Source organism: Alistipes sp. i18-0019-D1 (assembly GCF_042852885.1).
GTDB lineage: Bacteria > Bacteroidota > Bacteroidia > Bacteroidales > Rikenellaceae > Alistipes.
In genome coordinates this window covers 3,460,079-3,483,676 of the sequence record NZ_AP031424.1, presented here as the reverse complement: position 1 = coordinate 3,483,676, position 23,598 = coordinate 3,460,079, and the positions used below count along the sequence as shown (strand labels likewise).

17 protein-coding genes and 1 tRNA gene are annotated in these 23,598 nt (G+C 62.2%); 5 read left to right on the top strand and 13 right to left on the bottom strand.

Annotation, left to right across the window (positions count from 1 at the left end; genetic code table 11):
- Positions 1 to 128 precede the first annotated feature (128 nt).
- The 3 genes from ACGHP5_RS14470 to ACGHP5_RS14460 all read left to right on the top strand — a co-directional run bounded on the left by ACGHP5_RS14470 (position 129) and on the right by ACGHP5_RS14460 (position 3,196).
- Complete coding sequence (locus tag ACGHP5_RS14470; protein WP_390567390.1) at positions 129 to 1,049, top strand: helix-turn-helix domain-containing protein; 921 nt, start codon at positions 129 to 131, stop codon at positions 1,047 to 1,049.
- Between the two features lie 84 nt (positions 1,050 to 1,133).
- Entirely contained in the window at positions 1,134 to 2,297 is a 1,164-nt protein-coding gene (locus ACGHP5_RS14465) for a MalY/PatB family protein (RefSeq protein ID WP_337772245.1), read from the top strand.
- 62 nt (positions 2,298 to 2,359) lie between these two features.
- Positions 2,360 to 3,196, top strand: coding sequence for an endonuclease/exonuclease/phosphatase family protein (locus ACGHP5_RS14460; RefSeq protein ID WP_337657019.1), 837 nt, complete (start codon positions 2,360 to 2,362; stop codon positions 3,194 to 3,196).
- A gap of 66 nt (positions 3,197 to 3,262) precedes the next feature.
- Here the strand turns inward: ACGHP5_RS14460 and ACGHP5_RS14455 are convergent, their stop codons facing one another.
- Positions 3,263 to 4,141, bottom strand: coding sequence for a DMT family transporter (locus tag ACGHP5_RS14455; RefSeq protein ID WP_390567387.1), 879 nt, complete (start codon positions 4,139 to 4,141; stop codon positions 3,263 to 3,265).
- Positions 4,142 to 4,453: 312 nt separating this feature from the next.
- Between ACGHP5_RS14455 and ACGHP5_RS14450 the strand changes: the two genes are divergently transcribed.
- Positions 4,454 to 5,302 carry a glycosyltransferase family 2 protein gene (locus ACGHP5_RS14450; protein ID WP_337657015.1) on the top strand — a complete coding sequence of 283 codons (849 nt, stop codon included), beginning with the start codon at positions 4,454 to 4,456 and terminating at the stop codon, positions 5,300 to 5,302.
- 86 nt (positions 5,303 to 5,388) lie between these two features.
- On the opposite strand, the gene ACGHP5_RS14445 is transcribed toward ACGHP5_RS14450, so the two are convergent.
- The 11 genes from ACGHP5_RS14445 to ACGHP5_RS14395 form a co-directional block, all read right to left on the bottom strand.
- Positions 5,389 to 6,234 carry a bifunctional methionine sulfoxide reductase B/A protein gene (locus ACGHP5_RS14445; RefSeq protein ID WP_390567385.1) on the bottom strand — a complete coding sequence of 282 codons (846 nt, stop codon included), beginning with the start codon at positions 6,232 to 6,234 and terminating at the stop codon, positions 5,389 to 5,391.
- A gap of 198 nt (positions 6,235 to 6,432) precedes the next feature.
- Positions 6,433 to 7,677, bottom strand: a complete 1,245-nt coding sequence (hutI, locus tag ACGHP5_RS14440) for an imidazolonepropionase (RefSeq protein WP_390567383.1) — start codon at positions 7,675 to 7,677, stop codon at positions 6,433 to 6,435.
- Complete coding sequence (gene hutH, locus ACGHP5_RS14435; protein ID WP_288822351.1) at positions 7,674 to 9,155, bottom strand: histidine ammonia-lyase; 1,482 nt, start codon at positions 9,153 to 9,155, stop codon at positions 7,674 to 7,676. Before hutH ends, hutI begins: the two co-directional genes overlap by 4 nt.
- 31 nt (positions 9,156 to 9,186) lie before the next feature.
- Positions 9,187 to 11,226: a urocanate hydratase gene (locus ACGHP5_RS14430; RefSeq protein WP_276770195.1), complete on the bottom strand. Its 2,040-nt coding sequence runs from the start codon at positions 11,224 to 11,226 to the stop codon at positions 9,187 to 9,189.
- 1 nt (position 11,227) lies between these two features.
- Entirely contained in the window at positions 11,228 to 12,928 is a 1,701-nt protein-coding gene (ftcD, locus tag ACGHP5_RS14425) for a glutamate formimidoyltransferase (RefSeq protein ID WP_168949130.1), read from the bottom strand.
- 187 nt (positions 12,929 to 13,115) lie between these two features.
- Positions 13,116 to 15,104 (bottom strand): TonB-dependent receptor plug domain-containing protein, encoded by a 1,989-nt coding sequence (locus tag ACGHP5_RS14420; RefSeq protein WP_390567380.1) that lies wholly within the window; start codon positions 15,102 to 15,104, stop codon positions 13,116 to 13,118.
- A 159-nt stretch (positions 15,105 to 15,263) separates the two neighbouring features.
- Positions 15,264 to 16,364, bottom strand: a complete 1,101-nt coding sequence (pelA, locus tag ACGHP5_RS14415) for a pectate lyase (RefSeq protein ID WP_390567378.1) — start codon at positions 16,362 to 16,364, stop codon at positions 15,264 to 15,266.
- A 20-nt stretch (positions 16,365 to 16,384) separates the two neighbouring features.
- On the bottom strand, positions 16,385 to 17,677 hold the full coding sequence (locus ACGHP5_RS14410) for a cysteate synthase (RefSeq protein WP_290532844.1): 1,293 nt from the start codon (positions 17,675 to 17,677) through the stop codon (positions 16,385 to 16,387).
- Positions 17,678 to 17,713: 36 nt separating this feature from the next.
- Positions 17,714 to 18,853, bottom strand: coding sequence for a carboxynorspermidine decarboxylase (nspC, locus tag ACGHP5_RS14405; RefSeq protein ID WP_390567376.1), 1,140 nt, complete (start codon positions 18,851 to 18,853; stop codon positions 17,714 to 17,716).
- Positions 18,854 to 19,020: 167 nt separating this feature from the next.
- Positions 19,021 to 20,004, bottom strand: coding sequence for a hypothetical protein (locus tag ACGHP5_RS14400; RefSeq protein WP_290532842.1), 984 nt, complete (start codon positions 20,002 to 20,004; stop codon positions 19,021 to 19,023).
- A gap of 367 nt (positions 20,005 to 20,371) precedes the next feature.
- Positions 20,372 to 21,562 carry a saccharopine dehydrogenase family protein gene (locus ACGHP5_RS14395; RefSeq protein ID WP_290532841.1) on the bottom strand — a complete coding sequence of 397 codons (1,191 nt, stop codon included), beginning with the start codon at positions 21,560 to 21,562 and terminating at the stop codon, positions 20,372 to 20,374.
- Between the two features lie 277 nt (positions 21,563 to 21,839).
- Here ACGHP5_RS14395 and ACGHP5_RS14390 point away from each other — a divergent pair.
- Positions 21,840 to 21,915 (top strand) — tRNA-Lys (locus ACGHP5_RS14390).
- A gap of 91 nt (positions 21,916 to 22,006) precedes the next feature.
- Here ACGHP5_RS14390 and ACGHP5_RS14385 read toward each other — a convergent pair.
- Positions 22,007 to 23,584 carry a hypothetical protein gene (locus tag ACGHP5_RS14385; RefSeq protein WP_390567374.1) on the bottom strand — a complete coding sequence of 526 codons (1,578 nt, stop codon included), beginning with the start codon at positions 23,582 to 23,584 and terminating at the stop codon, positions 22,007 to 22,009.
- Positions 23,585 to 23,598: the final 14 nt, after the last annotated feature.

Genomic DNA, 23,598 nt, shown 5'->3' with positions numbered 1-23,598 from the left:
GTTCCCCTTTTAGCCCTCTCCGGTAAAGGCCGCCGTGTCGGTTAAATTCGTCGATTGGTTCGATTTTAAACTTTTCGACAAATCGTATTCGACAATTCGTTATATTTGTCCGAAATACGACCGATAAAATGAACGAAAAGGAGATTCGGAGCTTCTCGCTCGAAACATTGCTCAACGTCAACGAACCCCGCCCGGAAGACCTCTATTTCGATGGTTGCCTGATCGCTTCGCGCGTCAATATCATGGACACGGTCAACATCGACCTGTTCCGCTACCCGACACGGCTCGATGCCTTCGCGATTCTTTTTTGTTCCGAAGGTTCGATTTCGTTTACCTCGGGACTGCGCCGCCACACGCTCGACGAGAAGATGCTTTTCGTCCTCCTGCCCGGCTCGATCCTGCAGGTGGAATCCATCCGGCCGGAGTCCTCGGTCTACGCGGTGATGTGCGAGGAGGAGTTCATCAAACGCATCAACATCGACATCAAACTGCTCTCGCGGCTCTTTTTAAGCGTCGAGAAACAACCCTGCCTGCGGCTCTGCGAGACCGAATGGACCGGCATCACCGGCTCGTTCGACGAAATCCGCTCCGAAGGCGTGCCCCGCCCGGGCGACGCCTATTCGCCGGAGGTCCTGCGCTCGATGATCCGCACGCTGGCCTACAAGGTCTGCCGCATCATCGGGCGGCATATCGAGGCGCAGCCCGCCCCGGAGAACTCGGCCCGCAGCCGCAACGACGAGTATTTCAGCCAGTTCATGAGCGAACTGGCCAAGCATTACATGCAGGAGCGTTCGGTAGGCTTCTATGCCGGGCTGCTGCACCTGACGCCCAAATACCTCACGACGCTCATCCGCAAGACCTCGGGCCGCACCGCGGCCGAATGGATCGACGACTACGTGGTGCTCGAAGCCAAGAACCTGCTGAAATACTCGACGATGAGCATTCAGGAGATCGCCTACTGTCTCAATTTCCCCAACCAGTCGTTTTTCGGCAAGTATTTCCGCAACCACACGGGCATGACCCCGTCGGCATACCGGATGAGCAAATAGCCGGAGGTTTTGCCGCATCACATGCTGTTCTGTTTTGCAACGGTCCGACTTTTTCGTAACTTTACATCCAAAACGCATAACGATATGGCAAAATACGATTTCGATGAACCGATCCCGCGCCGGGGAACCAACTCGGTGAAGTGGGACGAGGAACCTGCGGCCGACATCCTCCCGATGTGGGTCGCCGACATGGATTTCCGCACGGCCCCGTGCGTCGTCGAGGCGCTCCGCCGCCGGGTGGAACACGGCATCTACGGCTACGCCACGGTCCCGGAGAGCTACTACGGAGCGGTCACGTCCTGGTTCTCCCGGCGGCACGGCTGGGCGCCCGGGGCGGACTGGATACTCCCCGTCACGGGCGTGATTCCGGCGCTCTCGGCCATCCTCCGGGCGCTGACCCGCCCCGGAGACCGGGTGCTGGTGCTGACGCCCGTCTACAACCACTTCTTCATCGCCATCGACAACAGCGGGTGCACCGCCGCGGAGTGCGAGCTGACTTACAGCGGCAACCGCTATACGGTCGATTTCGACGCCCTGGAACGCCGTGCCGCCGACCCTGCCGTGAAACTGATGCTGCTCTGCAACCCGCACAACCCCGCGGGGCGGGTCTGGACGCCCGAAGAACTGCGCCGCATCGGCGACATCTGCCTGCGCCGCGACATCCTGGTCGTGGCCGACGAAATCCACTGCGAGCTGGTGATGCCGGGATTCCGCCACACCCCCTTCGCCTCGCTTTCGGAGGAGTTCGCGCGCCGCTCGGTCACCTGCGCCTCGCCCAGCAAGGCGTTCAACCTCGCGGGAGTGCAGGTTGCCAACATCTTCGCCGCCGACACCGGCATCCGGGAGCGGATCGCCCGGTCGCTCGAAATCAACGAGACGGGCATGATCAGCCCCTTCGCCATCGAAGCCCTGACGGCGGCCTACACGGACGGCGCCGAGTGGCTCGACGCGCTCAACGGCTACCTGTGGGAGAACTACCTTTTCCTGCGGGACTACTTCGCGCGGCATCTCCCGCAATTCCCCGTGCTTCCGCTGGAAGGGACCTACCTCGTCTGGGCCGACTGCCGGGCCGCGGGACTCACGTCCGACGCGCTCACCCGACGGCTGCTGGACGAAGGCCGCCTGCACGTCAACTCCGGGTCCATGTACGGCGCCGCGGGCGAAGGCTTCATCCGCCTGAACATCGCCTGCCCGCGCAAACTGCTGGCCGAGGGTCTCGACCGTCTGAAAAGGGTCCTGACAGCCTGAAAACGGTTGGCATTCCGGAAAATATTTCTACCTTTGCACAGTTAACCACACCTATAACCCCAATGAAGAAAATCGCACTTCTGCTGCTGTTAGCAGCCTCTCTTTCAATGCCGGCATTCGGCGCCGTCGGCGCCGAACCGGTCAAACTGATCTCCTACAACCTGCGCAACAGCCACGGCAAGGACGGCGACAACGCCTGGATGAAACGCCGTCACGCCACTCCGGAGATGATCCGCCGGGAGGCTCCCGACGTGTTCGGCGTGCAGGAAGGACTTATCGACCAGCTGCAATACATCGACGCCGAATGCCCGCAGTACGCCCGCGTGGGCGTGGGCCGCGACGACGGCGCCGAGAAGGGCGAGTTCATGGCCGTCTATTACCTGCGCGACCGTTTCGAGCTGCTCGACAGCGGCACATTCTGGCTCAGCGAAACACCCGACAAGGTGTCGCGCGGCTGGGACGGGGCCTGCAACCGCACGGTGACGTGGGTCGAACTCAAGGACCGGAAGTCGGGCAAGGAGTTCTTCTATTTCAACACCCACCTCGACCACAAGGGCAAGGCGGCGCGCGAAGAGGGCGTGAAGCTGCTCATCGGTAAAATCCACGAGATCGCCGGCAAGAAAGCCCCGGCCATCGTCGGCGGCGACTTCAACACCCCGGTCGACAGCCCGATCTTCAAACCCCTGACCAAATACATGGTCTCGGCCCGCGCCAAGGCCGCGACGACCGACCACAAAGGAACCTTCAACGGTTTCGGCTCGGCTCCCGACACCATCGTCATCGACCACCTCTACTACCGCGGGAAGCTCAAATGCCGGCTTTTCGCCACGCTCGACGGCAACTACGGAGCGCCCTACATTTCGGACCACTACCCCATCGCGATGGTCTTCACCTTATAGACACGAAAAATCCCGGAGTTCGCACTCCGGGATTTTTCGTATCGCCGCACGCCGTCCCGCCCCCGGCTACCCTTTCCGGCTGCGCAGGACCACGACCGACACCGCCGCCACGATCAGCAGGATGCCCGCGGCGCCCTTCGCCGTGAAAGGCTCGGCAAAGACCCAGATGCCGATCACCACGGCGGTCAGCGGCTCCATGGCCCCGAAAATCGAGGTCAGCGTCGGCCCGATGCTCTTGATGGCCTGCACCAGCGCCATGTTCGAGACGGCCGTCGCCGGAATGGCCACGCCGAGGATGTAAAGCCACGTATGCGGGTCGGTCTCGAGGCGCACGCCGCCCGTCAGCAGGCCCCCGGCGATGAAGAACAGCGCGCCGAAGGCCATCACATAACAGGTCAGCACCGTGGAGTCGATCTCCACCGCGCGGCTCCGGCGCACGCCCACGATGTAGGCGCCGTAGGAGACGACCGAGACGGCCGCCGAAACGATTCCCAGCGTCGTGTCGCCGCGCGTGAAATCGACGTTGCCCAGCGACAGCAGCACGGCCCCGACGATCGACATGCCGATCGCCGCGAAGGTCCTCGCCGAACCGCGTTCGCGGAAGAAACACATCATCACGACGGCCACGACCAGCGGATACATGAAGTGGATCGTCGAGGCCACCCCGCTGGCGATGTTCTGATAGGCGATCACCAGGCTCAGCGACGTCGCGGCACGGAACAGGCTCAGCAGAAACACCGTGCCCAGCCCGCGCCTCCCGAGGCGGAAATCGCAACCCGCCAGCACGCCGTAGGCCCCCAGGCACAACGACGCCACGCCCCAGCGGTAGGTCAGAACCTCGAACGACGAATAACCCACGCCCAGCAACAGCAGGGTGAACAGCGGGGCCAGTCCGAATGTCGACGAGGAGAGAGCCGCCCAGAGAATGCCTTTGACACGCAGCATAAAAATTCGTTTGGAGCCGTAAAAATAAGAAATATATCGTCAATCCGTGCGGTCGCGGACGGAAAAGCGCCTCCGCAGAACGGATTTCCGCATTTCCCGGCAGGGCTTCAGGGATTCGCCTCCGGGACCGCCCTGACCCGGACCGTCCGCCAGCCTCGGCAGACCGTTTTCCGGCCCTGGTCTTCCCGGTCCGTCCGCCAAACGTCACCGGGCCTCTCTCCGCCCCGCAGCTCCCGTCCGCCCGGTAATTGCCGGCGAATCGTTTGCCCGTGCGGAATTTAATGCTACCTTTGTCTTACAAACCCCGATCGCATGAAATGGTACTCGAAATACCTCTCCGTCTATGAAAAGCCCTTCGCCGAAGTTCCTGCGGCGACGGTCGCCGAAGTGCGCGCGAAACTCGCCGAACGGCAGTCGGACCGACCGCTGGTGACCGTGTCGGTCATCGCCTACAACGAGGAGAAGCGGCTGACAGCCTGCCTCTGGTCGCTGGCCGAACAGCAATGCCGCTATCCGATGGAGATCATCGCCACGGACAACCTGTCGAAGGACCGCACGGCGGAGGTGCTCGAAGCCCTGGGCCTTCCGTGGCAGCGCGAGACGACGCCCGGATGCGGCCATGCGCGCCTCTGCGGACTGAACCGCGCCCGGGGAAAATATCACATCAACATCGACGCCGACACGATGTATCCGCCGCGCTACGTCGAAACGCTGGTCGGGGCGCTGGAACGCCCGGGGGTCGTGGCCGTCAGTTCGTTGTGGGGATACATCCCCGACGCCTCGCACCCGGCCTTCGGACTTTGGTGCTACGAACTGGCCCGCGACACGCACCTGTGGCTCCAGTCGTTCCGACGTCCCGAGCTGAGCGTCCGCGGACTGGTCTTCGCCTACGACACCTCCCTGGCCCGCAAGGTGGGCATCCGCACCGACATCATCCGCGGCGAAGACGGCTCGCTGGCCCTCGGACTCAAGCAGTACGGCCGCATCGTCTTCGTCCGCAGCCGCCGGGCACGCGCCGTGACGGGTTACGGAACCGTCTCGAAGGACGGCACGCTGCTGGACAGCTTCCGCGTGCGGGCCGTCAAGGCGCTGAAAGGCGCCGGCTCGCTGTTCACCCGGAAATCGGAATACGAGGACGAAGAGGACAATCTGCTGAAATAGCGCCGAGACCGGAGCGTCGGACCGAACGAAAGCCGCCGGGCCGGAAACGGCTGAAACCCGCCCCTATACCCGGCCTCTTACAGCGGTCAGAAACGTTTGGTGTAGGCGTGGCAATAGGGCTGCGTACCCTTGCGGTCGTAGTAGTCCTGGTGATACCCTTCGGCGGGCCAGAAGGTCGTGGCCGCGGTGACGCGCGTGGCGACGTCGTACCCTCTCGCGCGCAGTTCGGCGATCAGTCTTTCAGCCGTCGCGCGCTGGGCCGGTGTCGTATAGAAGACCTCGGAACGGTACTGGTCGCCGATGTCGGGACCCTGCCGCCCGACCTGCGTGGGGTCGTGAATCTCGAAAAAGAGCCGCGCCAGCCTTTCGTAGGAGACTTTCGCCGGGTCGAACGTCACCCTCACCGCCTCGGCATGTCCCGTGCGGTGACCGCACACCTCCTCGTAGGTGGGATTCTCGGTATGGCCTCCGGTGTAGCCCGACTCGACGTCGACGACGCCCGGCTCCTTCGAAAGCAGATGCTCCACACCCCAGAAACAGCCTCCGGCAAAGATCGCCGTCTCGGTACGTTCCTTCTTCGCCGCAGGCACGAACTCCAGCGACACGGAGTTGACACAGTGGCGCGTGTTCCGGGGCGTAAACCCTTCGCCCGTGAAAACATGGCCCAGATGGCCGCCGCACCGCGCGCAGGTGATCTCCGTACGCCGCCCGTCGGCATCAGCGCTCCGTTTCACCGCACCGGGAATCTCGTCGTCGAAACTCGGCCAGCCGCACCCCGCATCGAACTTGTCCGACGAACGGTACAACGGCGCGCCGCACTGCCGGCAGACGTAGGTTCCGTCCTCGCTGTGTTTGTAATAGCGGCCCGTGAAGGGGACTTCGGTCCCCTTGTCCACGATCACCCGCTTCTCCTCCGGTGTCAACGGTTTCATAGTTTGTCCATTTACGGTCCCGCACAGGGCGAGGCAAATTATCAGAATAACGGTTCTCATAAACAGCTCCCATCAAAAACTACGCCGCCCGGCTAAAAGCCGGGTTACGACGAGGACGGGCCGCAACCCCGTTCCGAGGCGTACCGGCCGGCCCCCGCCTGCAAATCGGGCGTCTTGCGCCCGGGCCTTCTAAAACTTCTAAAAGCGGTTTCCTAAACCGCCCTTTAGGAAAACGTGCCGGATAAGGGGTGTAGTATACGCGTAGGAGAAAAATTCGACCGACGGCATCGGTTTGGTTATGAAAAAGTTGGCCACCTTACCTAAAGTGACGCTTCCGTAGTCGCGGCTCAACCCCATGGCATAGGCGCCGTTGAGCGTCGCGGCGTTGACCGCCTCGGCGGGGGTCATCTTCATGCGGATCGAGGCCAGCGAACAGACCATGCGCATGTTGCCCGAGGGCGACGAGCCGGGGTTGTAGTCCGAAGCCAGCGCCACGCCCAGCCCCGCGTCGATCATCGCGCGCGCCGGAGGATAGCTCATCCCGAGGAAGAACGCCGCGCCCGGCAGCAGCGTCGGCATGGTCGCCGTGCCGCGCAGCGTCTCGATCTCCTCCCGTCCCATGCGTTCGAGGTGGTCCACCGACAGGGCGTCGCAGGCCACGCCCACCTGCACGCCGCCCGAGACGGCCAGTTCGTTGGCATGGATTTTCGCCCGCAGCCCCAGTTTGCGCGCGGCCTTGAGAATACGGGCCGTCTCTTCGACCGTGAAAAAACCTTCGTCGCAGAAGACGTCGACGAAATCGGCCAGCCCTTCGGCCGCCACAGCGGGCAGCATTTCGTTGCACACCAGATCGACATACTCCCCCTGCCGTCCCCGGTAGGCACGCGCCACGGCATGCGCCCCGAGGAACGTGGCCCGCACCTCCAGCGGCACGCTTTCGCGGATGCGGCGGATGACGCGCAGCATCTTCAGCTCGTCCCCGGTCGAAAGGCCGTAGCCGCTCTTGATCTCCACGCACCCCGTACCCATCGCCGCGATCTCGCGCACGCGCTCCATCGCCTGCGCATAGAGTTCGTCCTCCGGAGTCTCGTGCAGCCGGTCGGCGGAGTTGAGAATGCCCCCGCCCCGCCGGGCGATCTCCTCGTACGACAAACCGTTGATCTTGTCCAGAAACTCCCGCTCGCGGCTCCCGGCGTAGACCAGGTGGGTGTGCGAGTCGCAGAACGACGGGAAGAGCATGCCCCCTGCCGCGTCAACGACCTCGTCGGCGGCGATGTCGCCCAGAGAGTCCATGCGTCCGAACGCCGCGAAACGGCCGTCTTCGGCCAGCAGCCACGCGTCGTCGAGCGTGCCCAGCTTGTTCATGTCGGCGCCGCAGCAGCGCAGACGGCCCGTCGATTCGATGCCGACGATGCGGGCGATGTTCTTCACCAGCAGTCTCATAGGCCGCGGAGGAATCGGACGGAGGCTTCGATATGGGGATACATCACCTCGTCGTTGTCGATGAAGGGAACCTCTTTGCGATAGTCGGCCAGCATTCGCTCCAACTCGGGCGACGTGTGCGCCGGACGGCGGAACTCGATGGCCTGCGCGGCGTTGAACAGCTCGATGGCCAGCACCCGTTCGGTGTTGCAGACCACGCGCCAGAGCTTCGTGGCAGCGTTGGAACCCATGCTCACATGGTCCTCCTGCCCCTGCGACGAGGGGATCGAATCGACCGACGCGGGCATGCACAGCCCCTTGGACTGGCTCACGATCGACGCCGCGGTATACTGCGGAATCATAAAGCCGCTGTTCAGCCCGGGGTTCGCCACGAGGAATTTGGGCAGTTCGCGCGCCCCGGAGATCAGCTTGTAGGTGCGACGCTCGGAGATGTTGCCCAGCTCGGCCAGGGCGATCGCCAGGAAATCCATCGCCAGAGCGATCGGCTGTCCGTGGAAATTGCCCGCCGAGACGACCATGTCCTCCTCGGGGAAGACCGTCGGATTGTCCGTCGTGGAGTTGATTTCCGTGGTCAGCACGCTCTCCACATAGTCGATCGTGTCCTTCGAGGCTCCGTGAACCTGCGGCATGCAGCGGAACGAATAGGGGTCCTGCACGTGGTGCTTGGGGCGGGCGATCAGTTCGCTGCCTTCGAGCAGCCGGCGGACATTCCGGGCCGTGGCGAGCTGCCCCCGGTGGGCGCGGATCAGGTGCACCTCGTCGCAGAAAGGCTCGATACGACCGTCGAAGGCGTCTAACGACAACGCCCCGATGCGGTCGGCCCACTCGCTCAGCCGCCGGGCGTGGATCAGCGACCAGACGCCGTAGGCGCTCATAAACTGCGTGCCGTTCAGCAGCGCAAGGCCCTCTTTCGACTGCAACCGGATCGGCTCCAGCCCCAGTTCGGCAAGCACTTCGGCCGAGGGACGCACCTCGCCCTTATACTCCACCTCGCCCAGCCCCAGCAGCGGCAGGCTCATATGTGCCAGCGGCGCGAGGTCGCCCGAAGCGCCCAGCGAACCCTGCTGATAGACGACGGGCAGGATGCCGCGGTTGAAAAACTCCACGAGACGCTCCACCGTCGCCAGCTGCACGCCCGAATGGCCGTAGGCGAGCGACTGTATCTTGAGCAGCAGAATCAGCCGCACGATCTCCGAGGGCACGCGCTCCCCGGTTCCACAGGCGTGCGACATCACGAGGTTCTGTTGCAGGCGCGACAGCTCGTCGCGGCCCACCGAAATATCGCACAGCGACCCGAAACCGGTCGTGATGCCGTAGATCGGCCGCTCGGGGTTCTCCATCTTGCGGTCGAGGTACTCGCGGCAGCGGACGATGCGCGCCCGGGCGTCGTCGCTCAACGCGAGCGGCAGCCGCCGTTCGAGGATTTCGCGGACGCGCCCGACCGAAAGGTGCTCCGCGGTGATATGGTGATGTTCCATGGATGACAATTCAAAATTCATAATTCGAAATTCATAATTTATCCGAAGCGCCGCCCTGTTCGTTCAGCGCCTCGCGGACAAGTTCCTCGTCGGCAAAAACAGGCAGGGTCACACGCAGTCCGGGCGTGCGGTCCATTTCGCGGCGGATGGCTTCGACGGCCCCTTCGTTACGCGCCCAGCTGCGACGGGCGATGCCGTTGTTGACGTCCCACAGCAGCATTTCGCGGATGCGGCGGCCGGCATCCTCCGAACCGTCGATCACCATGCCGAAGCCGCCGTTGATCACCTCGCCCCAGCCCACGCCGCCTCCGTTGTGGATCGAAACCCACGTCGCGCCGCGGAACGCATCGCCGATGACGTTCTGCACGGCCATGTCGGCCGTCAGGCACGAACCGTCGTAGATGTTCGAGGTCTCGCGGTAGGGCGAATCGGTTCCCGAAACGTCGTGATGGTCGCGCCCCAGCACCACGGGAGCCGTGATGCGGCCCTCGGCGATGGCCCGGTTGAACGCCTCGGCGATCTTCACGCGCCCTTCGCAGTCGGCATAGAGAATGCGTGCCTGCGACCCGACGACCAGCCGGTTGCGCCCGGCCTCGCGAATCCAGTGGATATTGTCGTCCAGCTGCCCCCGGATGTCGTCGGGAGCCGTCTTCCGGATCTCCTCCAGCACTTCGGCGGCCAGAGAGTCGGTCGTTTCGAGGTCTTCGGGCTTCCCGGAGGTGCAGACCCAGCGGAACGGCCCGAAGCCGTAGTCGAAGAACATGGGTCCCATAATGTCCTGCACGTAGGAGGGATAGCGGAAGCGTCCGCCCTCGCCCGTCACCGCGGCCCCGGCGCGCGAGGCTTCCAGCAGGAAGGCATTGCCGTAGTCGAAGAAATACATTCCCCTGTCGGTCAATTTGTTGATGGCATCGACCTGCCGCCGCAGCGACTCCTGCACACACTCTCTAAAGCGGCCCGGCTCCTCGGCCATCATCTTGTTCGACGCCTCGTAGCTCAACCCCACGGGATAGTAACCGCCCGCCCAGGGGTTGTGCAGCGAGGTCTGGTCCGAACCCAGGTCTACCGGAATCTCCTCCGCGGCCAGCCGCTCCCAGAGGTCCACGACGTTGCCCACATAGGCCATCGACACGACCTCTTTCGCCTTGACAGCCTGACGGATACGCGGGATCAGCTCATCCAGCGCTTCATGCAGCTCGTCGACCCACCCCTGCTCGTGGCGTTTCTGCGCCGCCTTGGGGTTGATCTCGGCGACGACCGACACCACGCCCGAAATATTGCCCGCCTTGGGCTGCGCTCCCGACATGCCGCCGAGACCCGACGAGACGAACAGCATCCCGCGCGTATCGGTGCGGCCGGCCGTGAAGCGTTTGCGCGCGGCGTTCATCACCGTGATCGTCGTGCCGTGGACGATGCCCTGCGGCCCGATATACATGTACGACCCGGCGGTCATCTGCCCGTACTGCGACACCCCGAGGGCGTTGAGCCGCTCCCAGTCGTCGGGTTTCGAGTAGTTGGGAATCACCATGCCGTTCGTAACCACCACGCGCGGGGCGTCGGGATGCGACGGGAACAGCCCCAGCGGATGCCCGGAATACATGACCAAGGTTTGATTTTCAGTCATTTCCGAAAGATACTGCATCGCAAGGCGGTACTGCGCCCAGTTCTGGAACACGGCGCCGTTGCCGCCGTAGGTGATCAGCTCGTGGGGATGCTGGGCGACCCGCGGGTCGAGGTTGTTCTGAATCATCAGCATGACGGCCGCAGCCTGCCGGCAGCGGGCGGGATATTCGCCGATCGGACGCGCGTGCATCTCGTAGTCGGGACGCAGGCGGTACATATAGATACGGCCGTAGCGGCGCAGCTCCTCGGCGAACTCCTTCGCCAGCACGGCGTGGTGCCTGACCGGAAAATAGCGCAGGGCGTTTTTCAGAGCCAGCGTTTTCTCCTCGTCCGAAAGGATGTCCTTGCGTTTGGGCGCATGGTTGATCTGTTTGTCATAGGGTTTCGCGGCGGGCAGCCGGTCGGGAATGCCCGCGCGAATGTCGTTCTGAAACTCTTCGCGTGTCATATTATCCGATTTTAGATTCGACGATCTGCAAGACCTCCGCTTCGAGACGCACGGCTTCGGCGGCCAGCGCATCGGCCTCGGCGGTCAGCGCATCGGCCACGGCACGGTCCTTCAGCCCCGCGGCGTTGATCTTCACATTGAGGCACGCCCCCAGCACCGCGCTGCGGGCCGCCAGCGCACCCACGCCGGCGTCGGAGACCGAATTGGGGTTGCCCTCCGAGGCCATGGCGCGCACGATTTCAAAAACCCGCGAGGCGGCCTTCATCGTCCGCAGAGGAACCTCCGTGGCATAGAGCGTCGCCTCCTGCAAAGCCGCGGCGCGCGCCGCCTTCTCCTCGTCGGTCGACTTGGGCATGGCGAAAACCGCCATGATGCGGTTGAACGCCGCCGTGTCCTCGTCCACGAGGTGCAGAAGCTCCGCAAGAACGGCCTGCCCCCGTTCGGCCCAGTCGGAAAACTCCTCCCAGCGGTCGTCCCACCCCGCCTTGTGCGACGAGAGGTTGGCGACCATCGTCCCGAGGGCCGCGCCCAGCGCACCCATGTAGGCCGCGATCGAGCCGCCGCCCGGAGCGGGAGATTCGCTCGCCGTCTCTTCGGCGAACGCCTTGCAGGTCATGTCGATAAGCCGCTTCTTCGGAACCTCCGCTTCAAGCAGGTACTCGATCACCTTCTCGGCAGGATCGAACGGCTTCAGGTCGTCCAGTCCCATCGACTTGACGGCAATGCGTATGATCTCCTCCTCGGCGACGCCCGTCGAGCGGCGCTGCTTGCGGAGGAAGTATTTGCCGGCTTCGACCAAAGCGCGTTTCGGAACCAGCCCCACGATTTCGGTCCCCGTGACGCGCACGCCGCGGGCGTCGGCCTTGCGGCACACCTCGTCGAAAGCCGCGTGGAGCGGCGTCCGGGAGATGTCGGTGATGTTCATCGAAACCTGCGCGATGCCGTACTCCTCGATGAACCAGCCGATGGCCTTCGTGGCCGGAAGCGTTCCGGGCTGCATCACGGGATTTCCCGCGGCATCCTTCACCACCCTGCCCGTGATGGGATTGCCCTCGCGGACGGGACGCCCCTTTTCGCGCACGTCGAAGGCGATGGCGTTGGCGCGGCGCGTGGAGGTGGTGTTCAGGTTGAAATTCACGGCGATCAGGAAGTCGCGCGCCCCGACGGTCGTAGCTCCCGTGCGGGCAACCCCCTCGTCGAAGGGACGCGCCCCGAAATCGGGCGCGGATGCCGTGTGCGCCAGTTTCTCGGGCAGGGCCTCGTACTCCCCGGCGCGGCACACGGCGAGGTTTTTCCGTTCGGGCGCAAAGGCCGCGGCCTCGTAGCAATAGGTCGGAATGCGCAGTTCGTCGGCGATACGCCGGGCCAGCGCGCGCGCCAGTTCGGCGCACTCCGCAAGCGTGACGCCCGCAATCGGTATCAGCGGCAGCACGTCGGTGGCCCCCATGCGGGGATGCGCCCCCTTGTGGCGACGCATGTCGATCAGTTCGGCCGCCCGCTTCACCCCGGCAAAAGCGGCCTCGACGACCGCTTCGGGTTCGCCGACGAAGGTCACGACCGTGCGGTTGGTCGCCTCGCCGGGGTCCACGTCGAGCAGTTTGACGCCCCCGGAGGCCTCGATGGCCGCGGTGATTTGCCGGATCACGGCCTTATCGCGTCCCTCGCTGAAATTGGGAACGCATTCAATGATTCTTTGGGACATAGGATCGTCGCTTTTAAATTCTTATACTTCAAAGATAAACAATAATCGGGAGAAATCCGAAAAAACCGTAACAAAACAGGCACTTTTTGCGAAAAACAGAAAGGTCCGGCGCAACGATGCGCCGGACCGTAAGAGCAGCCGGACGGGAATCCGGAGACGGAAGCGCCCCGGTCCCGGAAAAGAGGGGTTATCTGCCGATGGTCAGCACCACCCCGCCCGTACACCAGACGCCCGGCAGGCGGATTCCGCCGATGTCGCAGTAGCGCGTGTCGGTGATGTTCGTGGCGTCGACGTAGAGGCGGCAGAGGCCCTTCTCCCACTGGAGGCGTCCGTCGAGCAGGAAATAGGGCTTGTAGCCGCGCTCCTCGGTGAGGGAGGCGTTGCCCGGCTCGGGATAATGCGTGTAGCTGCCGTTGCGGTCGTAGACCGATCCGGTCAGCGCAAGCGACATCCGGCGCAGGAAACGAACCTCCACGGCCAGCGCCGCCTTGTGGCGCATGAAGTCCATCGCGCTTTTGGCGATGACATCCGCGTTCCGGTCGGTCGTGATGTAGCCGTACGAAAGCGTCACGCGGCGCAGGAAGCCTTCCGAGGCCGCATAGCCGCCCGCGAGCTCGGCCCCGAAGGTGTCGAGGCGGCTCGTCTGCTCGGAATGCCATTTGCCGCCCATGTCCTCGCGCCACACCCAGTCGATGATGTCGCGTCCGGAGCGGTAATAGGCTTGCGCCGAGATGTTCCAGCAACGCTTGAGGTAATCAATATCAAAACGGTATGTGACAGCATGTTCAGGCACAAGGTCGAGGTTGTTGATCTGCGCCGGGGAGGTATAGTAGAGGTCCGTGAAGGTCGGCAGGCGCATCGACTGCCATGCCCCGGCTTCGAGGCGCAGCCCGGCCGCGGGGGCATAGCCCGCCGAAAGGCTCCACAGGGCCGAAGTGCCGTAGGGCGTGAGGCTCACGCCCGCCGAAGCCGCCGCGTCGAAACGCTGCCACCGTTTGGCGTGCCGCAGCCACAGGTTGCCCGTGTGGCGCGCCTTGGCGTGGGTGTAGTGCCCTTCGGGATGCGCGAGCGGCTGACCGAGGTTGGTGCTGTAAATGTGGTTGAAGGCCCAGTCGCCGCCCACGGAGGTCACACCCGCCGCCCAGTCGCAGTCGGCCCAGAGCTTCGCCCCGGCATTGTCCGTATTGTGGCGGTTCATCGCCGTGCCGCGGGTCCAGTCGTAGCGGTCGAAATTCTTGCGGTAGCTCGCGGCGGCCCCCAACGAGAAGCGGCCCGCGGTTTTCAGCCACCGCAGCGACGCCAGCGCCGTGGCGGTATGCTCCCACTGGTCGGGATTGTAGGCCGCGTAGAAGCCGTTGGAGCCGAAATCGCGGTCCTGCCACCCGGCTTGCAGGTCGAAGAACCCGGCCCGGCCGCCGTCGCAGGTGGCGCGCACGAAAGCGTTGTAGTTGGAGAAATCGGTGTTGTGCCGGTAGCCGTCGCTGCGGCGGTACGAGGCCGCACCGAGCACCGAGAAGCGTCCTGCACTCACCGCGCCCGAAAGATTCCCGTAGCCGTAGCCGTACTGGCCGCCCGAGGCTTCGAGGCGCAGGTAGGTGGGCCGCAGCGGCGCGGTGCGGATGTTCACCGCCCCGGCGTAGGCCCCGACGCCCGGAACGCCGTCGATCAGTTCGACGGCCGAAATGCAGTCGAGGTCGACGGGCAGCGCGTGGGACTGATGCCCGGTACGGGCATCGGTGAAATCGATGCCGTTGAGAAGGACCATGGTCTGGTCGAAAGAGCCTCCCCGGATGAAGATGTCGGCCTGCGCTCCCTTGCCTCCGCGTTCGCGGACATCGACCGAAGGCGCAAGGCGCAGGGCGGCTTCCAGAGTCTGGACAGGCGCCGGGGCCTGGGCTTTCCGGTCGAAAAGCGGGGTGTGCGACTGGGCGTTGCGCGCGGGAGCCGTCTGGCTCCCGGTGACGCCGACTTCGCGGATCCGCAATGTCTTGAGGACAGCGGTCGTGTCGGCAGTCTGCGCGGACGCACCTTGCGTCGCAAGCAGCAGGATCGACATCCCGGCGGAGAGGACCCCGATCGCCCAGCAGCGGCGCAGACTCGCAAAGACCGACCAGCCTTTGCGGTTCCAGCGCCGCCAGTGAGTGACGGAGAGCTGTTTTGCCTGGATGTTTTCCATGTGTTTGAAATTTGGGTTAAGAATGAGAAAAACAGAATCCGAACCGGTCCGGCTGCACTGGCTTCCGGTTCGGCCCCGCAAAGGTAATAAAAAAAACGGACCGCAACGGTCCGTTTCCGGTAAAGAACGCATGCGGCGCATCCGCGCCGCGAGGCTCCGTCACTTTCCCTCCGTCCGGCGGCGAAGCCATTCGGGGTATTTTTTCAGCACCTTGTTGCCCCACGTGCCGTACCACGAGTAGCCCACACGCCGTTCGGCGGGGACCTCGCGCAGGTCGTAGACCTTCTTCCCCTCGCGCGTGGCGAAGAAGGGACGGTTGTCGGACAGTTCGCTGTAGCGCGGCCACATGGGAGCGGCTTCGGGATCGTCGACCACGACCCGGTCTTTCGTGATCTTCCGGTCTTCCACCAGCCCCTCGGGCACGGGAACCGTCACGACCTTCTTGCCCGTGATCTTCGTGCGGTCGAACCATGCGGCTGCGGCCTCGACCGCCCCGACGACCTCGGGCGAGGGGTTCTTGATACGCATGAGCAGCATCGTGATGTCGGCGCTCTCGCCGGCCGACAGCGCGGGAAGTTCATAGGCACGGGCCTTCACGGGTTGCAGCGTTTCGTGGTCGTACTGCTGCGCCCAGACGGTCTTCACGCCGTCCTGCACCCACTGGGTTTTGAGAATCAGCTCGATACCCTTGTCCCACGAGGACCGGATGCGGGCTTTCAAATCGCCGTCGACCCACGCATAGTGGGGCTTTCCGGAGAGGACCTCGTTCCACGTCGAGAGCACGCCGTAGATGATGCCGTCGTTGAACGTCACGGCGTCGGCGTCCCAGCCCCGCCAGCCCCCGTTGGGGTACTGCGCCGAGAGCATGTACTCCATGCCCCGGCGGGCCGAATTGCGGTAAAGGGTGTCCTCCGTCAGCAGGTAGACGTTCGAAAGGTATTCGACCTGCGTATAGACATTGGCGTTGTCGAGCGTCGAGAGGCGGTGGCGCGGCTTGAGGGCGGCTTTCACCGAGTCGGGGTCGAGCCGGGCCAGCATGTCGAGGTTCTTGGGCCAGCCGCCGTCGGCATTCTGGTAAGCGACGATGTTGTCGGCGATTTCACGGAACTGGTCGGGCTTGTAACGCTCGTAGGACTGCGCGCCGTGCTCCTTGTTCCAATGGTTCACGGCATCGGCGAAACGGTCGGCGGAAACAGGCTGCTGCGCAACTGCGGAAACAGCCATAAACGATACGGCTAAAACAATGAATGTCTTTTTCATAAGCCCGGTTATTTAACGGATCAGTTGAACAATGCCTCGACCTTCTCCACGACGTCGTTTTCGTCGGGTTCGAGCGGGAAGACGTGGCTCGGTTTGAGATACCACAGCTCCTTGCCCTCCTTGAAGTGCTCCTCGCCGCCGCCCGTGACGTTGAGCATGACGGTGGCGTCCTTCTCGATCTTGCCCGCGTTCACAGCGTTGACGAGCGATGCCAGCGCAACGCCCGCCGCCGAGTAGATGTCGACGCCTTCGAGTTCGTGGAACAGCTTGCGGGCCTTGCGCGCCATGGCGTTGGTGGCCACGAAAACCTCGCCGCCGGTGGCTTTCAGCGCATCGAAAAGACCGCCCGTGACGCTGTAAGGCGGACGGCGGTTCGAAAGCACCTTGGCGTCGATGATCTCCGCGTCGCGGCGCGCCTTGTCGTCGTCGTAAGGCAGCAGTTTGCGCGATGCCGCCTGCCAGGCGTCGTACATCGGAACGAACGGGGCGTTCTGCGACACCATCAGCTTCATCGTATTCCGCCCGAAGCGGCCGTCCTCGACGAGGCGCATGTTGGCTTCCCAGGCGGCAATGGCGCCTGTGCCGCTGCCCACGGCCTGGAAATAGTAGTCGGGGATGCGGCCGATGGTCGTCACGGCCGAAAGGACCGTGCAGGCCATGCCGTCGCGGCGCGCGACGTTCTTGGCGCCGCCCTCGGCGTAGAAGCCGGGACCTTTCAGCGCGATGTCGCTCAAATGGATGGCGTCGAAATAGTCGCCCCCCTTCTCGCACGAAATGAGTTTCACGCAGGGGTTCAGCGGCCGGTCGAACCACAGCGCGCCGATATTGTCGTAGGGAACCGAGAGCAGCAGCTTGATGTTATTGTCCGAGCAGACCTTGGCGAAGGCCCGCGCGGTGTTTCCGGCCGAAGCCACCACCAGCACGCGCTGTTCGCCGGCAGCGGCGCGGCCGCAGACCGAATAGGCCTCGGTCTCCTTGAACGAGCAGGTCGACATCGTGGCCCCGATGGCCGGATACCAGCCGTTGAAGGTAATCCAGAGGTTTTCCAGCCCGAGGTGCGCGGCCAGTCCCTTGCTCTTATAGGTCACGGGAGCCGACGAACCCTTGAGGATGCGCCGCACGGGCATCCAGTCCGAGAAACGGTACAGGCCCCAGTCGGCGGGTTTCACGTCGATCTGCCGGCGGGCATATTTGGTGCGCACGAGCGAAGGCTCCTTGCACTGCGGGTCGGCAAGCATCCAGCCGGCGTCTTCGAATTCGCGGCCCGTGGCGACGCATTCCAACGTGTAGGGGGTAGGTGTAAAATTTTCCATGAAAAGGTTTCGTATAGCTAAATTCAAATTGTCTATCTATGACATGCGGTTGCGGAAATCCTCGTAGCCGAACTCGCGGATGAGGTCGGTGCGGCCGTCGCGGCGCGCGATGACGATGGCCGGATGGTGGACGCCGTTGAACATCGTGGTCTTGACCATCGTGTAGTGGATCATGTCCTCGAAGACGATGCGCTCCCCTACCTTCAACTCGTGGTCGAAGGCCCAGTCGCCGCAGTAGTCGCCCGCAAGGCAGCTCGTGCCGCCCATGCGCCAGCGTTTCTCACCGTCGGCGGGATCGTGCGCACCGATGATCGCGGGTTTATAGGGCATTTCGAGGCAGTCGGGCATGTGGCAGGCGAACGACACGTCGAGCATCGCCGTCGTCACCCCGCCGTTCTCCACGATGTCCTCGACGGTCGACACCAGGTAGCCCGTGCGCCACGTGAAGGCGCTGCCGGGTTCGAGGATCAGCCGCAGGTGCGGATGCCGGGCCTTGAACTCCCGTAGGAGGGCGATCAGGGCGTCGCAGTCGTACCACGAGGCGGTCATCAGGTGGCCGCCGCCCATATTGAGCCATTTGATCCGGTCGAGATACGGTCCGAAATGCGCCTCGACGGCCTCCAGCGCCTTTCGCAGATGCTCCGGGCGCGATTCGCAGAGGACATGGAAATGAAGCCCCTCGATGCCGGCCGGAAGCCCTCCGTGCGCCGCCAGCTGTTCGGCCGTGACGCCCAGCCGCGAGCCGGGGACGCAGGGGTTGTAGAGGTCCGTTTCGACGGGCGAATACTGCGGATTGATCCGCAGACCGCAGGAAATGCCGTTGATAAGGGCTTTCTGGCCGAAACGGCGGAACTGCGCCAGGGAGTTGAACGTGATATGGTCGCTGCAACGCAGGATCTCGTCGATATTACGGTCCGTGTAGGTCGGAGCATAGGTGTGAGCGGGACGCCCGAACTCCTCGAAAACGAGGCGCGCCTCGGCGGCAGAACTCGCCGTGGCTCCGTCGGAGTGCTTCGCCAGCTCGGGAAAAATGCTCCACATGGCGCAGGCCTTCAGGGCGACGATAATTTCGGCGCCCGATTCCCGGCGCACACGGTCGATAGTCGCCAAGTTCCGGTCCAGCAGCTCCTCATCGAGGACGTAGCACGGTGAAGGCATCGTCAGAAAGTCAATCATCGAATTGTTTTTTAACTCAAAACAGTTGCAAAAGTAGCAAAATCATCGTTAACAACCGCTTCGCACAGGGCTGTTTTTGGGAGAAATACGTATTTATACTTACCGCCACGGACAACAAAAACTCCGGAGTCCTGCGGCCCCGGAGTCTGTGTATCGGCAGAAAAGCGTCAGCGTGCAGAAGGCCACGCATTGCTATCGGTATGCGCGGTAAGTTCCGGCATCAACATGCCGAATGCAACCGGTACGGCCACAAAAACCCCGATAAGTGTCAGACTGCCGACAGCAAACACCGCTCCGGCACGCTTCGTCTTTTTCGAACTCTTTTTGGAAAGACAGAGTCGGAAGACGGCAACGACGGCCGAACATAAGACAACAGCCACCCAAGCCATTCCGAAACAGTCGGAGGTGCTGCCCGGAAAAACAAAAGACGGCACCAGCAGCGCATAAGAGATGAGATAGAGATAAAACGGCAACGCTATATTCCGAGCGCCGGTCCACTTAACCGCCCGACGTAAAATTACGAATACGACGGCAGCCAGCGCCAATCCGAACAGACCCGCTACAACGTGGGCCGCCATCTTAAGCGGATTGCCGTGGCTGATGGAGAATATCGACATCAGTGCGACGAAAAAATACAACGCAATGCCGACAAGCCCGACAAACGCCCGCACGAGGGCGGGATTCATCCGGTCCAACCAACCAACAACCCGTGCTCTGCGGACCGCAACCCAGCCGAAACGATCCTTTTCCGCAGATTTCTTTTCGCCCTGCGCAAAGGCCCGCCAGACTCCGATCGCCGCCCAGACGACGGCAGCTGACAGCAGCACGAATGAGAAAAAGACCGACACCGACATATCGCTGTCGAACCAAATGCAAACCATCCACAACGGCATGGCAAGGCCGATCAGGCGAAGAATGGCTCCGACCTTCTTTTTCAGTAGGATACATCCTGCCAACAAAACGGTAGAAGCATAATTGAACAGCACCAGTCCGATTTTAAAACTGGAGGTCAGCATGTCCCAATAATTACCCCGGTCTTCGAGCAATTCGGCCCCGGTCGAACGATCTCCCTGAACCAGCGGAAAAAACAGAAAAAGGCAAATGCCGCAGACAAAAAGGATAACTTGGTATAAAACATTGATTTTCTTCATCGAATTCAGTTTGTTAATACTTTCTCTGGGAAAGTCGGATTACTACAAAATAAAAAAACGTGGACATATCACTATATCCACTCGCGAGGTATTGGACGACCCAGATAGCAGGATATAAGACAATGCCCACGCTGAAAAAACAGCGCGAGCATCAACCTTTGTTCCTTACTATCCTGAAAGTGTCCAATTTTCGCGAGTAAGAAAAAAGCCGATGCGCTTTTATATGTAAGGCGTCTATGTCCGGACGCCGCAATTTCAGTTTCAGTTTTTTACACCATAGGCAAATAGATTGGGTTGCAAGGCAAAGATAAAAAAAATTGCGGACACGAGACACGCATCCGCAATTTTTTATTCGAGAACCGGGAAATCATACCTCCAGGTTCACGTCGAACAATTCGTGCCACGGAAGCCCCTGCTCGCCCAGCTCGGCGAGGAACGGATCGGGATCGAACTCCTCGACGTTGAACACGCCGGCGCCGCGCCACAGCCCCTTGGCCCACATCGAAGCGCCCAGCGCAGCCGGAACGCCCGTGGTGAACGACACGGCCTGCGTGCCGGTCTCCTTGAAAGCCTGCTCGTGGTCGCAGTTGTTATAAATATAGTAGGTGCGCTCCTTGCCGTCCTTCAGGCCCTTGATGCGGCAGCCGATCGAGGTCTGTCCGTGGTAGTTGGCGCCCAGCGACTTGGGATCGGGAAGCACCGCCTTGAGGAACTGGATCGGGACGATCTCGACGCCGTTGTAGATGATCGGGTCGATGCGCGCCATGCCGATGTTCTGGATCACGCGCAGGTGCGTCAGGTACTCCTGGCCGAAGGTCATCCAGAAGCGCGCACGCCGGATCGTGGGATAGTTCTTCACGAGCGACTCCAGCTCTTCGTGGTAGATGACGTACGATTCGCGCTCGCCGATACCCGGATAATTGAGCGGCTTGTGAATTTCGTGCGGCTCGGTCACCACCCACTGTCCGTTCTCGTAGTAGCGGCCCTTCTGGGTCACCTCGCGGATGTTGATCTCGGGGTTGAAGTTCGTGGCGAAAGCCATGCCGTGGTTGCCGGCGTTGCAGTCGACGATGTCAAGGTAGTGGATCTCGTCGAAATGGTGCTTGGCGGCATAGGCCGTGAAGATGGCCGTCACGCCCGGGTCGAAGCCGCAGCCGAGGATCGCCGTGAGGCCCGCGGCCTTGAAGCGGTCCTGATAGGCCCACTGCCACGAGTATTCGAAATGCGCCTCGTCCTTCGGCTCGTAGTTGGCTGTGTCGAGGTAGTTGCAGCCGCATTCGAGGCAGGCGTCCATGATCGTAAGGTCCTGGTACGGAAGCGCCACGTTGACCACGATGTCGGGTTTGAACGCGCGGAACAGCTCGCACAGCTGCGGCACGTTGTCGGCATCGACCTCGGCGGTCTTCACGCGGTTGCCGCCGATGGCGGCCGCAACGGCGTCGCATTTGGATTTGGTACGGCTGGCCAGCATCACGTCCGTGAAGACGGGATTGGCCGCGATTTTCTGCGTCACCACCGTTCCGACGCCGCCGGCTCCGATTATCAGCGCTTTACACATAGAATTATTCAGTTTTAAAAGTTTGATTTCATCTTAACGCCTACAAAAATATTCTTTTATTTCGGCAAAACAAAATCCGCGCGCCAAATTTCACATCCCTGCCGTCGGAAGACGCCTGAAGACGCACCAACGCCTGCCGGCAGCAGGCGGAAGCCGGCATCCGGAAGGACAAAAACACACTTTTGCGCAAAATTTGCAGGCCGGGTATTGGATTTTAAAAATAAATCCGTACATTTGCACCACCAAAACGGAAGCGATTTCCATTTCGGCACACGGAGATTCCGTAGCTCAGCTGGTAGAGCACAACACTTTTAATGTTGGGGTCCTGGGTTCGAGCCCCAGCGGGATCACCAGAAAAAGGAAGGCAATAGCCTTCCTTTTTTCGTTTTCGGGAGGGAGAGACAGGGTTCCTCCGGCGGGTTTCAGAGCGTCTGCCGCATCGGATCACCGCTCCCCGGAAGGCAGGTCGACATATTCCCACTCCCGGCCGCCGGCACGCGTGAGTTTCGCAGGATCGCCGCAACACCGGCTGATCGCCGAGCGGCTTATATTGTATCTGGCGGCGGCTTCCCGAAGCGTGTCGAACACCTCCCCGGTGGTGATGCATCTTACCTTCCGGCTCCGTCGCCGCAGCATCGCCTCGACCGAGCATTTCCGGCAGCCGGAAGAGCGGGATTTCGCGATGAGGTTATACGACTGCGTCGTCCATACGCGGCCGCAGGCCCTGCATTCGAATGTCATGCGGGTCTGGCTGTTGACATACTCGGTCAGGGGGACAATATCCGGATGCAGCAGGTTCAGCCGTTCGACGAACCGTTCATGCGTGAGTTTCAACCTGCCGGCACAGCCGGCGCATCCCGAACCCCGGCGCAGGGTCGTGGGCGCAACGGACCACTCGTGGTTGCAGACCCTGCACCGCACCCTGATTTTATCATTGGCTTTCGTATATTCGCCGATAACCTCGATCTTATCGTTGATCCCGGCCAGCTCCGCCCGGAATTCTTCGGTGGTTATCCGCCGCGAATCCAGTTCGGCCTTCCTCCGGATCTCCGCCCATTCGCCCGCAGCGAGATTCGAGTCCAGGCCGAACACTTCGAGAACGGTTTTGGTCACCGCAACCAGCTTGTCCATATTCCGGCGGGAGGCAAGGTCGCAGGGGGTCACCAGGCAATCGTCGAAAGGAACGGCCGCTTCATCATAATGATCGTATACGGTTATCAGCCGGATGCCTTTTTCTTCGCACAGCAGACGCTTTGCCCGGTCCCTCTCCACCAGATTCCGGTGCCAGTACCACGAACCGGGTTCCACGGCCGCCTTCAAGGCGGGGATGTAGACATCCAGTTCGACCCCTATCGCGGCTTTGTCCCGCGACAGGACTTCCGATTCGCCGAGCACGCGGACAAAGGCGTGGCAGACGAACTGTTCCGGGAAGGAGGTGCATGCCCTGTGGCAGTTGGGACAGCCGCCGCCGTGCAGGACATCGCTCGGCTTTACTTCGTACTCATATTTGCAGACGTTGCAGCGGAGAGGGATCGGCGTCGTATAGTTTACATATTCCCCGCCCTCCCGGACGACGAGATTCCGGTCGATTCGATGAAGGCGTTTCAGAAAACGCTCCATCGTCAGCCGCTGGGAGGCTCCCCGGCGGGAATGCGCACACAGCGGACATCCCCGGCCGTTGAGGATGTGCGCAGGGGTTACGTCCCATTCGTGCCCGCATTTCAGAAACCGGAACCGGGCCTTTTCGAGCGCTTTCACATACGGGCCGACGATGATCACGTCATCCCTTCTGGATTTCAGCTTTTCCACGAACTCCGCATGGGATTTCCGCATGGTTCCCGCACACCTGGGACAGCCGTGGCCGCGCAACAGGCTGCCTCCGACCGGCGCCCACTCCCAACCGCATACGTCGCATTTTACGGCTACCCTGGAGAGGCAGTTTTCGTATGTCCCGACGACCGTGATCTTGAGATTCCGCGCTTTCAGCGCACGCACGAACTCCGGGTGACTCTTTTTCTTCATCATGCGATCGGATT